This is a genomic window from Bradyrhizobium sp. USDA 4449 (assembly GCF_054056275.1).
The window spans coordinates 7,443,043-7,458,457 of sequence record NZ_JBSRYD010000001.1 but is presented as its reverse complement, the minus strand read 5'-3'; the positions used below and the strand labels follow the sequence as shown (position 1 = coordinate 7,458,457).

13 protein-coding genes are annotated in these 15,415 nt (G+C 62.8%); 7 read left to right on the top strand and 6 right to left on the bottom strand.

Features of this window, described 5'->3' with window-relative positions:
• The first annotated feature begins 14 nt into the window (after positions 1-14).
• The 7 genes from ACVIIW_RS35185 to adh all read left to right on the top strand — a co-directional run bounded on the left by ACVIIW_RS35185 (position 15) and on the right by adh (position 7,194).
• On the top strand, positions 15-500 hold the full coding sequence (locus ACVIIW_RS35185) for a FixH family protein (RefSeq protein WP_456704901.1): 486 nt from the start codon (positions 15-17) through the stop codon (positions 498-500).
• Positions 501-509: 9 nt separating this feature from the next.
• Positions 510-2,699: a cation-translocating P-type ATPase gene (locus ACVIIW_RS35180; RefSeq protein WP_456704900.1), complete on the top strand. Its 2,190-nt coding sequence runs from the start codon at positions 510-512 to the stop codon at positions 2,697-2,699.
• Positions 2,699-2,911: a cbb3-type cytochrome oxidase assembly protein CcoS gene (ccoS, locus tag ACVIIW_RS35175; RefSeq protein WP_456704899.1), complete on the top strand. Its 213-nt coding sequence runs from the start codon at positions 2,699-2,701 to the stop codon at positions 2,909-2,911. Before ACVIIW_RS35180 ends, ccoS begins: the two co-directional genes overlap by 1 nt.
• Positions 2,912-2,937: 26 nt before the next feature.
• Complete coding sequence (locus ACVIIW_RS35170) at positions 2,938-3,726, top strand: DUF2189 domain-containing protein (protein ID WP_456704898.1); 789 nt, start codon at positions 2,938-2,940, stop codon at positions 3,724-3,726.
• Positions 3,727-3,838: 112 nt separating this feature from the next.
• Positions 3,839-4,291: a DUF6455 family protein gene (locus ACVIIW_RS35165; protein ID WP_456704897.1), complete on the top strand. Its 453-nt coding sequence runs from the start codon at positions 3,839-3,841 to the stop codon at positions 4,289-4,291.
• A gap of 240 nt (positions 4,292-4,531) precedes the next feature.
• A complete protein-coding gene (locus ACVIIW_RS35160) occupies positions 4,532-5,500 on the top strand; it encodes a GAF domain-containing protein (protein WP_456704896.1) in 969 nt (322 codons plus the stop codon).
• 176 nt (positions 5,501-5,676) lie between these two features.
• A complete protein-coding gene (gene adh, locus ACVIIW_RS35155) occupies positions 5,677-7,194 on the top strand; it encodes an aldehyde dehydrogenase (protein WP_456704895.1) in 1,518 nt (505 codons plus the stop codon).
• Positions 7,195-7,733: 539 nt separating this feature from the next.
• Here adh and ACVIIW_RS35150 read toward each other — a convergent pair.
• The 6 genes from ACVIIW_RS35150 to ACVIIW_RS35125 all read right to left on the bottom strand — a co-directional run bounded on the left by ACVIIW_RS35150 (position 7,734) and on the right by ACVIIW_RS35125 (position 15,383).
• Positions 7,734-8,594: a carbohydrate ABC transporter permease gene (locus ACVIIW_RS35150; RefSeq protein WP_456705346.1), complete on the bottom strand. Its 861-nt coding sequence runs from the start codon at positions 8,592-8,594 to the stop codon at positions 7,734-7,736.
• Between the two features lie 73 nt (positions 8,595-8,667).
• Positions 8,668-9,786: a carbohydrate ABC transporter permease gene (locus ACVIIW_RS35145; RefSeq protein WP_456704894.1), complete on the bottom strand. Its 1,119-nt coding sequence runs from the start codon at positions 9,784-9,786 to the stop codon at positions 8,668-8,670.
• Between the two features lie 240 nt (positions 9,787-10,026).
• Positions 10,027-11,685 carry a sugar ABC transporter substrate-binding protein gene (locus ACVIIW_RS35140; RefSeq protein WP_456705345.1) on the bottom strand — a complete coding sequence of 553 codons (1,659 nt, stop codon included), beginning with the start codon at positions 11,683-11,685 and terminating at the stop codon, positions 10,027-10,029.
• A gap of 516 nt (positions 11,686-12,201) precedes the next feature.
• Positions 12,202-12,912 (bottom strand): SDR family NAD(P)-dependent oxidoreductase, encoded by a 711-nt coding sequence (locus ACVIIW_RS35135; protein ID WP_456705344.1) that lies wholly within the window; start codon positions 12,910-12,912, stop codon positions 12,202-12,204.
• A 55-nt stretch (positions 12,913-12,967) separates the two neighbouring features.
• Positions 12,968-13,750, bottom strand: coding sequence for a 3-hydroxybutyrate dehydrogenase (locus tag ACVIIW_RS35130; RefSeq protein WP_456704893.1), 783 nt, complete (start codon positions 13,748-13,750; stop codon positions 12,968-12,970).
• A gap of 25 nt (positions 13,751-13,775) precedes the next feature.
• Positions 13,776-15,383: an MDR family MFS transporter gene (locus ACVIIW_RS35125; protein WP_456704892.1), complete on the bottom strand. Its 1,608-nt coding sequence runs from the start codon at positions 15,381-15,383 to the stop codon at positions 13,776-13,778.
• Between the last annotated feature and the right edge of the window lie 32 nt (positions 15,384-15,415).

Here is a 15,415-nt window from a genome sequence, read left to right as displayed (position 1 = left end):
TTCAGGAGACTGAAATGGCCACCAAGCCGCTGACCGGAACGAAGGTGCTCCTGATGCTGGTCGCCTTCTTCGGGCTGGTGATCGGCGTCAACGTCACGATGATGAAGCTCGCGATCGCGACGTTGCCGGGCACCGACGTCGACAGCCCCTATGCCGCGGGCCTCGCCTATGACCACGAGATCTCGGCGGCGCAGGACCAGGCCGCACGCAAATGGAAGGTGAGTGCGCATATCGACCGGCGCGCCGACGGCAATGCCGTGCTTCAGGTCGAGGCACGCGATGCGGCGGACGAGCCGCTGACCGGGTTGCGGTTCGCAGGCCGCCTGGAGCGGCCGACCGACAAACGCGCCGATCTGGCCGTCGAGCTCGCGGAGGCCGGCATCGGCATCTATCGCGGCAGCGCATCTGCCGTTGCGCCGGGCCAATGGGATCTCGTGATCGAGGGCGACGCCAGGGGCGAGCGCGTGTTCCTGTCACGCAACCGCGTGGTCCTGAACTGAGGTCTCGCCATGCAGGTCACACGCGATTTCTCTCATTACGTCCGGGCCGCGGGCGCTGGTTTCCAGCATATCGATCTCGCGGTGGATGGCGTCCACTGCGCGGGCTGCATGGCCAAGATCGAGCGCGGCCTGTTGGCCATTCCTGACGTCACGCTGGCGCGGGTGAACCTCACCGACCGGCGTGTCGCGCTGGAATGGAAAGAGGGCACGCTGGATCCGGCGCGATTTATCGATCGGCTCGAGGAGCTCGGCTACAGGGCCTATCCTTACGAAACCGAGAGCGCTGAGGCGACCGAGGTCGCGGAAGCGCGCTTCCTGCTGCGATGTCTCGGCGTTGCCGCGTTTGCGACCATGAACGTGATGATGCTGTCGATCCCGGTATGGTCGGGCAATGTCTCGGACATGCTGCCGGAACAGCGCGACTTCTTCCACTGGCTGTCTGCGCTGATCGCGCTGCCGGCGGCGGCCTATGCCGGCCAACCGTTCTTCCGCTCGGCCTGGCGCGCGCTGTCCAACAAGACCACCAACATGGACGTGCCGATCTCGATCGGCGTGGGTCTTGCGCTCGGCATGTCCGTGGTCGAGACCATCAACCACGCCGGGCACGCATATTTCGATGCGGCGATCATGCTGCTCACGTTCCTGCTGGTCGGCCGTTTCCTCGACCAGAATATGCGGCGGCGGACCCGCGCGGTCGCCGGCAATCTGGCGGCGTTGAAGGCGGAGACCGCAGCGAAGTTCGTCGGACCTGACGAAATCTCGCAGGTGCCGGTCGCAGCGATCCATCCCGGCGACATCGTGCTGCTGCGGCCCGGCGAGCGCTGTGCGGTCGACGGCACGGTGATCGAGGGGCGCTCCGAGATCGACCAGAGCCTGATCACTGGCGAGACGCTCTATGTCACGGCCGAGCAGGGTACGCCCGTCTATGCGGGCTCGATGAACGTCTCGGGCACGTTGCGGGTGCGGGTCTCTGCTGCATCGGAGGCGACGCTGCTTGCCGAGATCGCCCGGCTGCTCGACAATGCGCTCCAGGCGCGCTCGCGCTACATGCGGCTGGCCGACCGTGCCTCGCGGCTTTATGCGCCGGTGGTGCATGCGACCGCGCTGATCACGATTCTGGGCTGGGTGATCGCGGGCGCGAGCTGGCATGATGCTGTCGTCACCGGGGTTGCGGTTCTGATCATCACCTGCCCCTGTGCGCTCGGGCTTGCGATCCCGACCGTGCAGACGGTGGCCTCGGGCACGATGTTCAGGGCTGGCGTGCTGCTCAATTCCGGCGATGCGATCGAGCGCCTCGCCGAAGCCGACCACGTCATCTTCGACAAGACCGGCACGCTGACGCTGCCGGATCTCGACGTGAGCAACGCCGCAGACGTTCCCGGCGAGATGTTCGAGCTGGCCGGACGCCTCGCATTGTCGAGCCATCATCCCGTCGCCGCCGCGGTTGCGCAGGCTGCCGGCGCGAGATCGCCGATCGTCGGTGCCGTCGAAGAGGCCGGGCGCGGCGTCCGCGCAGCGGTGGACGGTGTTGAGATCCGCCTTGGCCGTGCTTCCTTCTGCGGAGCGGAGGCGTTGGTGACCGGCGCCGATCTCGACCCCGAAGCTTCGGTCGTCGCCTTCAGCAAGGGCGACGCGAAATTCGCCCTCTCGGTGCGCCAGGGTCTGCGTCCGGATGCGCAGGCCGTGATCGCGGCGCTGAAGGATCGCAACATCGGTATCGAGATTCTCTCCGGCGACCGCGAGCCCGCTGTGATCGCGGCGGCTCATGCGCTCGGCATCGCCGAATGGCGCGCCGGCGTCACGCCGGCCGACAAGATTGCGCGGATCGAAGAGCTGAAGCGGCGCGGTGCAAAGGTGCTGATGGTCGGCGACGGCATGAACGATGCGCCGTCGCTCGCGGCAGCGCACGTCTCGATGTCGCCCATCTCGGCCGCGCATCTGAGCCAGGCCACCGCCGATCTCGTCTTCCTCGGCCGACCGCTGGCGCCGGTTGTCGCGGCCATCGATTCCGCGCGCAAGGCGCTGCATCTGATGCGGCAAAATCTCTGGCTTGCGATCGGCTACAATGTGCTGGCCGTGCCGGTCGCGATCAGCGGCGTCGTGACGCCGCTGATCGCGGCGGCCGCCATGAGCGGATCCTCGATCCTGGTGATGCTGAATTCGCTGCGCGCCCGCAACACCTCGCGGGAGATCGTGTGATGGAGATCCTGGTCATCCTGGTGCCGCTGGCGCTGATGCTCGGCCTCGCCGGTCTTGCCGCCTTCCTGTGGTCGCTTCGCAGCGGCCAGTATGACGATCTCGACGGCGCCGCCTGGCGGGCGATTGCCGACGACGATGATGAGACCCGATCGCTCCAGCCGGGACGCGGCTCTCCACTCGGTGAAAGCAGCGGCAAGTCGGGGCCTGCATAAAATATGCCTGGCGAGTGGAAAGGTCGATGAAGTCGGTATCCGGCAAGACTGATCCCGTGGTGCGGCGTATCGCGGTTGCCGATATTGTCGAAGCCTTGAGTGAGGGCTTGCGCGATTTTCAGGCGGTGCCGCTCTACGGGGTGGTCTTCGGCGCGCTCTATGCTGCGGGGGGCATCGCCATCATGCTCTGCCTGCTGAGGCTCGGCCTCGTCTACCTTGCCTATCCGCTCGCCGCCGGGTTTGCGATGATTGGTCCGTTCGTCGCCACCGGGCTCTATGACGTGAGCCGTCGACGCGAGAACGGGCTGACGATTTCGGTTGCGGCGATATGGTCCAGTGTGAAGTCCCGGGGCGAGATCGGTTGGATGGCTTTCGTCACGCTTTTCATCTTTGTTGTGTGGATGTACCAGGTGCGGCTGCTGATGGCGCTGCTGATTGGGCTCAATGCCTCGTTTTCCAGCTTGCATGAGTTCATGACGATTGTGCTCACGACCAACGAAGGGCTCTTGTTCCTGGCCGTCGGCAACGCCGTTGGTGCAGCCCTATCGCTGATGCTTTTTTCGCTTACGGTCGTATCGTTCCCGTTGCTGCTCGACCGGGATGTCGATTTCGTTACTGCAATGATCACCAGCGTACGCGCGGTTGCGGCCAGTCCTGGACCGATGTTGGGATGGGCCGCGGTTATTGTCGTGCTGTTAGCAGTCTCGGCGATTCCGTATTTTCTCGGCCTGATGGTGACACTCCCGGTGCTCGGCCACACCACTTGGCATCTTTACCGTCGCATTGTCGTGCCGGTGGACACTGGCGCGGCTTGACGCCGGCGAGCAGCCGGCCGTGGCGAATTGCTGCCGAGTTTGACCTGGCGCAATGCAAGGCGCCGCTCTTCAGCAGAATATTGCATCTGTTCAAAATCTTCGGGAGGTCGCCATGACAACAGCCATCGGGTCGGCATCGATCGCCAGCAGGTTGATCGGGAGAGTCGCGGACTGGCTCGGCCAGTTGCACCGTTCTGCCGACATCCGTGCACTCGGTACGTCGGAAGTCGAGTCGATTGCGCGTGATCTCCGCATCCCGCGCGCCGAGCTCGAAACTCTCGTTGCTCATAGCAGGCAGGGTGCCAAAGAATTGCCGCAGCTGCTCGAGGCGCTGGGAATTGACGAGGGATCGATTGCCGACAAGGAGCCGGGTGTGCTGCGCGACCTTACGTTGGTATGCTCACTTTGCTCGACGAAGTTCCGGTGCAACCGTGAGATGCAGGCCGGGACGGCGGCTCTGCACTATCCGGAATATTGCGCGAACAGTTACACAATCGATGCGCTCAGAAAGAAGCCTTCAAGGCCAGAAACAATTGACCTGCTTCGGGGGCCCGGCTGCTGCTGATTGTCTTGGCCGAGAAGGCGCTCGGCGGGCTTATCCGCCTCCTGCGAGGCGATGGCCTACGGAGTCCGGGCGATGCCGGGACGGCAAGCGCGAGCTCTGTCCGCAACTCGCTCGCTGTTGTGAGCGGTCATTTCAAGGACTGCCGAAGGCTGGGCGACGATGCCCGAAACCCATGCCGTTTTGCGTGCCAAGAATCTCCGACGAAGAAATGGTAGGCCGCGGACGGAGACGGAGGATCACATGGGAGCGATTAGCGAGCACCATCACGCCGATCGGGTCGAAGCTGCGATCGGCTCGGGCCAAGCAGCGAGATCCGCCGTGGTCGCGTCCTGGTGCCGTTCTTCCCGATTGCACTGTCTCGATCCGTCCGGTGTCCGACCGCCGCTACGGCTGACGGAACCCGAGGTGCGGCAAGCGATCGAACGAAATGAGTTATTGATCGGTGCCGCGCGGTTCGCAATGAACCGACTGTATCACGCCGTGGGCGCTATCGGATGCTGTGTGCTGTTGGCCAGCCGCGAGGGCGTCCCCGTCGATCGACGTGGAGCTCCAGCCGACGACCCCACGTTCGAGCGTTGGGGCCTGTGGACCGGCTCGCTCTGGAGCGAGGAGTACGAAGGAACCAACGGCATCGGCACCTGTCTGGCCGAGCAGCGCGCGTTGACGATCCACCGCGATCAGCATTTCTTCTCGCGCAACACGCTGCTCAGTTGTACGGCTGTTCCGATCTACGACGGCCACGCAAGGCTGGCAGGCGTTCTCGATGTTTCCTCCTGCCGCGCCGATCACACCGACACGATCGCGAATCTGATCACGCTCGCGCTCGGTGAAGCGGCGCGGCGGATCGAGACCGAGCTGTTCCGGTACGCTTTTGCAGATGCTCGGATCGTGCTGACGCCGCCGATTGATATCCGCGGCAGCGGGTTGCTGGCGATCGACCGGGACGACCTCGTGGTCGGGGCCACGCGCGACGCTCGCTTGGTGTTTGGCATCCCGCCCGATCGTCAGTTGCGGCCGGTCCCGGCCGCGGATCTGCTCTGCTGCGAGGAAGGGATCCATGAGCGGCTCGGCGACGCGCAACGCGCGACCTTGCAACGGGCGCTGACGCGCGCGGGAGGCAATGTCTCGGCAGCGGCGAGGGCGCTTGGGGTTAGCCGCGCCACCTTGCATCGCAAGCTCAAGCGCTTCGACCTTAAGCCGCTCGCTTGAATTCCTTACAGGCATTCGAGCACCCGCGCAGCGTCGGATGTCGCACCTTTGAGACAGGTTGCAGGTGCGATCCGAGACCGGCCGGCTGACATTTTCGCTTTCACCCGACATGTTCGATCTCGGCATCGCGCTGACGCGAGGCCGGTAATCAATCAATGCAACAGCGGGAGTGAATCATGAACAAGCCGGAATTCCTCACGGCATCGCAAAATCCGTTTACCGAACGTTATGACAATTTCATCGGCGGCAAATGGGTCGCGCCCAGGTCGGGCAAGTATTTCGACAACGCCTCGCCGGTGACGGGGCAGGTGGTCTGCAAGATCGCGCGCTCGGAAGCGCCGGACGTCGAAGCTGCGCTCGACGCAGCCCATGCCGCCAAGGAGGCCTGGGGCCGCACCAGCGTGGTCGAACGCGCTCTCATTCTCAACCGCATCGCGGACCGGATGGAAGAAAATCTCGAGCTGTTGGCGATCGCCGAGACCTGGGACAACGGCAAGCCCATCCGCGAGACCCGCGCCGCCGACCTGCCGCTGGCGATCGACCATTTCCGCTATTTCGCCGGCGTCGTGCGCGGCCAGGAGGGTAGCCTTGCCGAAATCGACAACGACACCGTCGCTTATCATTTCCATGAGCCGTTGGGCGTCGTCGGTCAGATCATTCCCTGGAACTTCCCGTTGCTGATGGCGTGCTGGAAGATGGCGCCGGCGCTCGCGGCAGGCAACTGCGTCGTACTGAAGCCTGCGGAGCAGACTCCGGCCTCGATCATGGTCTGGATCGAGCTGATCGGCGACCTGCTGCCGCCCGGTGTGCTCAACATTGTCAACGGCTTCGGGCTCGAGGCCGGCAAGCCGCTCGCGTCGAGTCCGCGCATCTCCAAGATCGCCTTCACCGGCGAAACCTCCACCGGCCGGCTGATCATGCAGTATGCCAGCCAGAACCTGATCCCGGTTACGCTCGAGCTCGGCGGGAAGTCGCCGAACATCTTCTTCAAGGACGTGGCGGCTGAGAACGATGACTTCCTCGACAAGGCGATCGAGGGCTTCGTCATGTTCGCGCTGAACCAGGGCGAGGTCTGCACCTGTCCGAGCCGGGCGCTGGTGCAGGAGTCGATCTATGAGCGTTTCATGGAGAAGGCCTTGAAGCGTGTCCGGGCCATCACCCAGGGCGACCCGCGCAACGCCGGGACCATGATCGGTGCTCAGGCCTCCGGCGAGCAGTTGGAGAAGATCCTGTCCTATATCGACATTGGCAAGAAGGAGGGCGCGCAACTCCTGACCGGCGGCGCGCGGGCCGATCTCGGCGGCGATCTCTCTGGCGGCTTCTACGTCCAGCCGACCGTGTTCCACGGCAACAACAAGATGCGGATCTTCCAGGAGGAGATTTTCGGCCCCGTGGTCTCCGTCACCACCTTCAAGACCGACGAGGAGGCGCTCGCGATCGCCAACGACACGCTATACGGCCTCGGCGCCGGCGTCTGGAGCCGCGACGCCAATCGCTGCTATCGCTTCGGCCGAGCGATCCAGGCCGGCCGGGTCTGGACCAACTGCTATCATGCCTATCCCGCCCATGCCGCCTTCGGCGGCTACAAGCAGTCGGGTATCGGTCGCGAGACCCACAAGATGATGCTCGACCACTATCAGCAGACCAAGAATCTGCTGGTCAGCTACAGCCCGAAGAAGCTCGGCTTCTTCTAAAGGCCGTATCGCGCGCGGACCCAACTGTCCGCGCGCACGCTGACGGGCGGCTGTTTCAAACGCTGCTTTGTGTCTATTTCCGCTGGAAATGAATGGTGAGGAGCGGGACGAGTCTTCAAGGCCCTCGATTGCCGGTGCCGTCGGCGCGTCTCACTGAACGCTACCAACAAGTGCAGACGTACATCGATCTGCACGCGATCACCTGGAAGCAGATCGAACACTTCTTCCTTCACTACGGGGATCACGAACCCGGCAAGTGGGCGCGACTTGCGGGGGAGACGCGGACGATGCCCCCACTTGAGAGGGCGATTTCGCGCGCCGCGATCAAAACTCACGCTGAGGGAAGACTATTGGGACCTCTTGGCGCCGGAAAGGGAACGCAGGCGTCGAACTTTCGCAGATCCTCGCGATTCCGCAGCTTTCGACTGGCGATACGCTGCGCGCGGCCCTCCCTGCGGGAACAGCAGTCAGACGAGAGGTTAAAGAGATCATGTAGCGCGGCAGGCGCGCCTGTGCCGGTGCAAGCAGTCGCTAGTCGCCTATTTGCCCGCGCCGGTCGTCAGCCCGCTGACGATGTAGCGCTCCAGGAAGATGCCGATCAGGACGAGGGGCGCGATTGCGGCCGTCGATAGTGCCGCCATCGACCACCAGTTGATGCCTTGCGAGCCGGTTTGGCTCGCAACCATCACGGGCAGGGTCTTGGCATCCGTGCTGGTCAGCAGCGCGGCGAAGAAATACTCGTTCCAGCACAGCACCAGCGAGAGAATAAAAGCCGCCGCCATACCAGGAAAAGCCAAGGGCAGGATGATGCGCAGAAACGCGCCCCAGGTCGACAGACCATCGACGAAAGCCGCCTCGTCGAGCTCGACCGGTATGGCATTGAACTGGTCCCGCATGATCCAGATGACGATCGGCAGCACTGTCAGCGTATAGAGCAGGATCAGGCCGAAGGTGGTGTCGAGTAGCGCGAGCGCCTTGTAGAGCACGAGGAAGGGCAGGGCGAGCACTACCGGCGGAAGGATGAGCTGCGACATGAAGAAGAACAGGATATCGTCGTTGCGCATCCAGGCGAATTTGTAGCGGAAGCGGCTCAAGCCATACGCCGCCAGCGATCCGAGGATCAGTGCCAGGACCGACGCGCCGACGGAGGTGATGATGCTGTTGATGAAGCGGTTGACGAACTCGGAGCGGGCGGTGGAGGTTTCGAACAGCGTATCCGGCGACAGCCCGAGCGAGCGCCAGCCCTTCCAGTCCGGATTGAAGTCCACCCACGGGATCAGGTGCGCCTGCGTCACGTCGACCGCCGACTTGAACGAGGTCGTGACAGTCCAATAGATCGGAAACAGGCAAATGAATGTCCAGAACAGCAGCGCGGCGTAGATCAGCGCGCGGCTCGCCATTCGCTTGGCGCGCGGTGCGACGGGGTGCCTGCGGGCGGATATCGCGGTCGTGACAGCCACGTGAGCAACTCCCTCAAGTAACCCGCTGCGTCCAGCGTTTGGACAAGCGCAGCACCAGCGTCAGCAGCACGATGATCAGAAGCAGATAGACCATCGCGAGAGCGGTGCCGTATCCGACGTTCGAGCGGTCGCGGTAGACGCGGTAGATGAAGCTCGACACGGTGTCGGTCGCGCCGCCAGGACCGCCGGCGGTGACGTTGATGACGATGTCGGCAAGTTTCAGCTTGAAAATGATGCGGATGATGAGCACGGTGATGCTGACCGGCAGCATGATCGGAAACGTCACGTGCCAGAACGACTGCCAGCCGTTCGCGCCGTCGACCTTGGCGGCCTCCTGCACCTCCTTGGGCATGGCCTGGAGGCCCGCGAGCAGGATGATCATGATGAAGGGAATGGATACCCAGGCGTCCATCGCCTGGATCGTGAAACGTGCCATCCAGGGGGAGGCGAAGAAGGCCGGGTTGTCCCATCCGAGATTGCGCGCCAGCGTCGCCGCCGGACCGAAGCGATATTCCAGGAGCGACTTGCCGATCATCCAGCTCACGGCGACCGGGCTCAGCATCATCGGCAGCAGGAATACAACACGAAAGAATTTCCGCGCGCGGATCTCGGCGCTGAGCAGCAGCGCGAGCGCGAACGCGATCGCATACTCGCCGAGCACTGCGACGGAGTAGAACACCATATTGCCGAGCGCATTCCAGTAGTAGGTGTCACTCAGCATGGCCCTTACGTTGTCGAGCCCACTAAAGTGCGGGCCCTCGATCGAGGACAGGTTCCAGTCGAGCGAGGCGATGTAGAGCCCGAAGATGGTCGGAAAGATCACCACGGCGACGGTGAAGAACACGGCCGGCAGCAGGAACAGCGCGCGCTGGCCGCGCTCGCCGCGAATGAGCACCTGCGCGGTCCCGAACGCGATCGCCCAGAGCAGGTAGACGATCAGGATCGGGCGCCAGGTCGAGAAGCCGGCGTCGATCGCGCCGGCTGCATGCAGGACCTGAACGACCAGCACGACCAGGAACACGAGCGAGGCGAGACCGATCAAGATGCGGCCGACCGTGGCGCGCCCGCGCACTGCGCGCTTGATCGCTGCTTTCGGGGCGACGGCGTCGGCTATGTTAACGGAACTTTGCATCGAATTCGATCTCGCCGGGCCGCGCTTCAGCTTTCCCGCGTGCGGGAGAGCATAGGCCGCCTTCGGCGACCGTCCTCTCGCGAAATGCCGAAAGCAAAGCCACGGCTCTGCCTAAGGCGCGGGTGAGGGCACTCTCCACTCCGGGACTCCCAATGCGGACGCATCCTCTCCCTGCCCCTCCCCCGCACGTGGGGGAGGGGGGCGCGTCTGGCTTCGAGGTCTGCAGCGAGATCATCCACCCTATACGCCGAAAGAGGCCTTGTAGAGTCCGATCTGCCGCTCGCGGCCGAGTTGGTCGGTCAGCTTCTCCCAGGCGGCGGCGATGTTGTTGGCGCCGGTCTGCGCGTCGAGCTTGCCGGAGAAGATCTTCGTCAGCTCGTCCTCGGCGACGCTGTAGTACTGGAAGATGCCGGGGATGCGCGGCTCGACCGCCCGATTGGGATGGTTGTACGAGTTGAACTGCGAGTTCAGATAGGACGTGATGTACTTCCTGTCGTAACCTGCCGCCACCCATTCATCGATGTGAGAGTGGCTGGTCCGGTGGACCTGGAAGCCCGATGGATACATCACCGTCCAGAGCGATAGATCCTTGCCGCCGAGATGCGCGGCCGCGCTCCAGGCCGCCTTGTGCTTCTTCTCGTCGCCATTGACCCGCGCCATCACATAGATGCCCCAGCCGAGATAGGCGCAGTTCGGTGCATTGTTCGGCCCGCTCGGAAGCTTGTCCCATTGGCCGGTCTTGGAATTGTAGACGTCGTCCGACCCCGGCAAGATGTCGAAACCGACGGTATCGCCAATGACGGACGTGTCGCTCGCCTTCGCCACCTGGCCGATGTCACCCCACCAGGGGATCATCGAGCCGATGCCGGCCAAAAATTGCTGGAAGCCGGTGGTGTTCGGATCGGCATTGAGCTGGTCGGCCGGCTCGGAGGGCAACGCATCGATCACGTCCTGGATGGCGCGCACCCAGGCCGGATTGTTGATGCGCGGCTTCATCGTGTCGATGTCGAACAGCCATGCCTTGTCGTCGGGATGTTTGGCGTAGGCAGTCGCGCGGCTGCCGAGAAAATAGAAGCCGAACCCACCCCAGGGCTTTGGCGCGTCCAGATAGCCATAGACGCTCTGGCCCTTGAACTTCTGGCCCTTGAGGAACTTCGTGACCGCCTGCACCTGCTGCCAGGTTTTCGGCACTCCCCATTCGCTTGCGTTGCCGGCATCCTTCCAGGCCTTGGCGAGCGCGGCGTCCGAGAATACGTCGGTGCGATAGTTGAAGTTATGGCAATCGCCATCGATCGTGACGCGATAGGTCTTGCCGTTCCAGGTGCCGACCGGCGGCTTCAGGTAAGCGACGTAGTCATCGATATCGATTTGCTTCTTGACCCAGTCCGGCATTTCTGAGGCGAGACCCTTGCCGCAGACGTCGCCCTCGAAGGGCGCACCCATCTCGAGGATGTCGAAATCGACGGTACCAGTTGCGATCGCCTGTTGCAGGCGTGGGTTGTAGTCGGCCTGCGCCAAATCGATCCAGGAGATTTTCGCGCCCGTATAGGCCTCCCATGGCTTCAGGAAGCCGCGGAACAGCAGATTGTGCAAGTTCTGATTATTCAGTCCCATGAAGGAGAGTTCGACGCCCTTGAACTCACCCTCCTTGATGCTTGCCTTGGTCGGGCCGAGGCAGAGCTCGCCGACCTTTTGCCAGTCGGCGTCGGTGGGCGCACCCTTGCCGACGCCAGGAATCTTGGTGATCTCCGCGCGCAGATTGGCCTGGGCGAATGCAAGCTCGGAGAACGTGCCGAGCGCGCCGGTTGTGCCAAGTGCGGCGGCTCCGGCCGCGCTCTTGAGCACCGTTCGCCGGGTCGGGTGCGTTGCGGGATGTTGATCATGCTCTTGCTGCTTCACCACGAAATCCTCCCTTTTTTGACGCTGCTTATGTTAAAGTGCTGGTCAGGTCAGATTGGGCCGCCTACGCACCACCGACATGTGAGGCTCGCCGAAGTTCATGTCGCGGCGATGGTGCTGGAAGCCGCGTCAAGTATGCAACGGCACCGATCAATGTCAACGAATCCGCGCAAAGCGGACGCGGTCGACGACACGCAATGCGAACGATGCAGTCGTTCCTGCGTTGCAGTAGGGAAATTCGTATGGCGCGAGGTCCGCGATGGCAACGTGTTGCCCATTGCGCAAGCGTTTCCAAGACGCCGCTGGGCCCAACCGGTTCGTCGAAGGATCTCTCCATGCGGTGACCTGCCACCGCAGGCCCGTCGTCGCGATGGGCGCCCGGGCGACCTGACGACGCCCGGGTGCGATGGTGGCCGCCAGCGCGATGATGTCAAGCGCGTGCCATTGCCCGGTCGGCTTCGATGCTTCGGAAGGTCAGCCACGCCAACCCATGATTTGGGGGCGCGATATCCGCTCCTAAATTCCAGCGCTCTGTCCGCCGTCGACGTGTAGGATCTCGCCGGTGGTGAAGCCTGCTCCTTCCAGGTACATCACCGCGTCGACAATTTCGTTCACTTCGCCCATCCGTCCGATCGGATGCAGCCCAGCCAGGAATTCATACATTTCCGGCGCATGCATGGGCGTTTTGGTGGCGCCCGGCGCCACCGCGTTGACGCGGATTCCTCGGCTTGCATATTCGACTGCGAGCGATTTCGTTGCCGCGTTCAAGCCGCCCTTCGTCAAGGCTGCTAGCACGGACGGTACGCGGCTGTCAGCGTTCTCGTCCAGACTGCTCGTGATCTGCACGATATGCCCGGATTTCCGCTTGAGCATTTCCGCGACAGCGCGTTGAGTGATATGGAAAAAGCCATTGAGATTGATCGCCACCACGCTGGCATAATCTTTGGACGTATATTCGGTGAATGGCTTGCCGATGAAGATGCCGGCATTGTTGATGAGGGTATCCACGCGGCCGAAGCGCTCGATCGCCTGCGACATGATGCGGTCCGCAGTGGCTGAATCGGTGATGTCGCCGGCAACCGTCGAGATATTGGGATCAGTCGAGGGCCTGATCGAGCGCGAATTTGCGATGACGCAAAAATCGCGATCGCGATAAGCCCTGACGAGGGCCTCACCGATACCCTGCGACGCGCCGGTGATGATTGCGACTTTCTGACTTGCACCCATGATGGCCTCCATGTTCTGGATTGAATCGGCGGGGGCGCCCGCCGTGTTTGTTTCGCTACTGCGCGGTCCAACCGCCGTCCACCGAGATTGCCGTGCCCGTGATCTGGTCTGCCGCAGGCGAACAGAGGAAGGCCACGGTGCCGCCAAGCTGCGAGGGCGAGACAAAGTCGAGGGATGGCTGCTTTTCAGCCAAGATCTCGTCGGCTGCCTCCTTCTGGCTTATGTGCTTTTGAGCGGCGATGTCGCTGATCTGCTTTTCGACCAAGGGCGTTCGTACCCACCCTGGACAGACTGTATTGCAAGTGACGCCGCTGCCCGCCGTCTCCAGACCGACCACCTTGGTCAGACCGACCAACCCGTGCTTGGCTGCGACATAGGCCGCCTTGTGCGTCGATGCGACCAGGCCGTGCGTCGACGCGATGTTGACGATCCGTCCCCATCGCTGCTTTTTCATCTGGGGCACCGCCGCGGCAATCCCGTGAAATGCGGCGGACAGGTTGATGTCGAGAATTGCATTCCACTTGGCGGTGGGAAACTCCTCGATGGGTGCGGTGAACTGTATACCGGCGTTGTTGACGAGGATGTCGAGGCGCCCGAATGTCTCGATCGTTCTGGCGATCATTCCGCGCACGGCGTGCTCCTTCGACATATCGGCGCCGTCGTAAACGACGCGCACGCCGTGCTCGCGTTCGATCCCGCTGCGGATGGATTCGATCTCGCCCGGTTCGCCGAAGCCGTTCAATACGAGGTTTGCCCGGAGTCTGGCCAATTCCCTGGCGATACCCAGACCAATGCCGCTGGTTGATCCGGTCACGACAGCTACCTTATTGTTCAACATGTGAGTCCCTTTCGGTTGAGGAAGACTAGTGGGCACCGCCGGCATCGAGGCGATCGGGCTTCTTGAGCATCACCGCCGCTAGAAGAGCGACGATCTGGGAGACGCCGAGCAGATAGAAGGTGTCGCTGAAGCCGAGGATGAAGGCCTGCTTCTGGATGATCTTGCCAATCGCGACATAGGCGTGATGAGCTGCATCGACGCGGTCGATCACGCCGTGACTCATGAAATATTGCGTGAGCTGATCAAGTCGGGTGCGGGTCGCCTGCTCGAACATCGATGCCGATTGCGTCAGGGTGTTGGAGTGGTACTGTTCGCGCTTGGTCAGCAGCGTCTGAAGAGCGGCGATGCCGATCGCACCTCCGAGGTTGCGCATCATGTTGAACAAGGCGGACGCAGACCCGGCATTCTCGGGCTCGATTCCGGCGGTGGCGACCGCCGACAGCGGCGCAAAGACGAGGGCTTGACCAAATGCCCGGATGACGTTTGGCCAGAACAGCTGGTCGGCCGCATAGTCACTGGTCATGTAGATGTTGAAGAAGTTGGACCCCCCAAAGAGCACAAAGCCGATGCCGATGACGAGGCGCGGATCGAGTCGCTGCATGAGGCGGGGTACGAGCGGGATCAGCAGGAGTTGCGGCAGACCGGTCCATGCCAACACCATGCCGATCTGCTCGGAATTGTGGCCCTGGATGCGCGATAGGTAGACCGGCAGGACATAGACCGAGCCATACAGTGATACGCCGAGCAAGAAATTCGCGAGCACGCCGAAGCCGAAATTGCGACGGAACAGAATGCGCAGATTGAGCAGCGGCTTCTTTCCGGTGAGTTCGACGGCGAGGAACAGGGTCAGCGCGACTCCGGCAATGATGGCCAAGCGAATGATGAAGGGCGATCCGAACCAGTCGTCCTTGTTGCCCTCCTCCAGCACGGTCTGAAGCGCGGCCAGCCCGATCGCCATCGTGGCGATGCCGGCCCAATCGCCGTCGCGCAAGAGGCGCAGCCGCATGGGCGTCGCTTCCAGCGATGTGTAGAGCATGGCGATCATGACCGCGCCCGGGACGATGTTGACGTAGAAAACGTACTCCCAACCGAAATTCTCGGTGAGGTAGCCCCCGATGGTCGGACCGATCGCGGGCGCAAATGTCGCTGAAATCGCGAACATCGCCAGCCCGATCGGCCGCTTCGACTTTGGCAGCAGCGTGATGATGAGGGTGAACGCCATGGGAATCAGCACGCCGCCGGTAAAGCCCTGGACGGCGCGGAGCACGATCATCTGCGGCAGGTTCTGGGCGAGCGCACACGCCGCTGAAAACACCAGGAACAGGAAGGCATTGCTGAGCAGATAGAGGCGAACCGAGAACACCTGGGCAAGCCAGCCGCTCAAGGGGATCACCACGATCTCGGCGATCAGATAGGAGGTCGAGATCCATCCGCCGTCATCGATGCCCGCACCGATCCCACCCTGAATATTGGCAAGGGAGGCATTGACGATCTGGATATTGAGGACCGCCATGAACGCGCCCAGCGTGGCTCCGGTCACCGCGAGCCAGGTTTTTGCGGAGACGGCGGGAGCGGTAGCTGTTGACTGACCCTCAGTGGACGCGGCATCGATCGTGGTTCGCAGTGTCGTCATCGCAGTCTGCTCACGTGTGAAGGAGGTTGGTT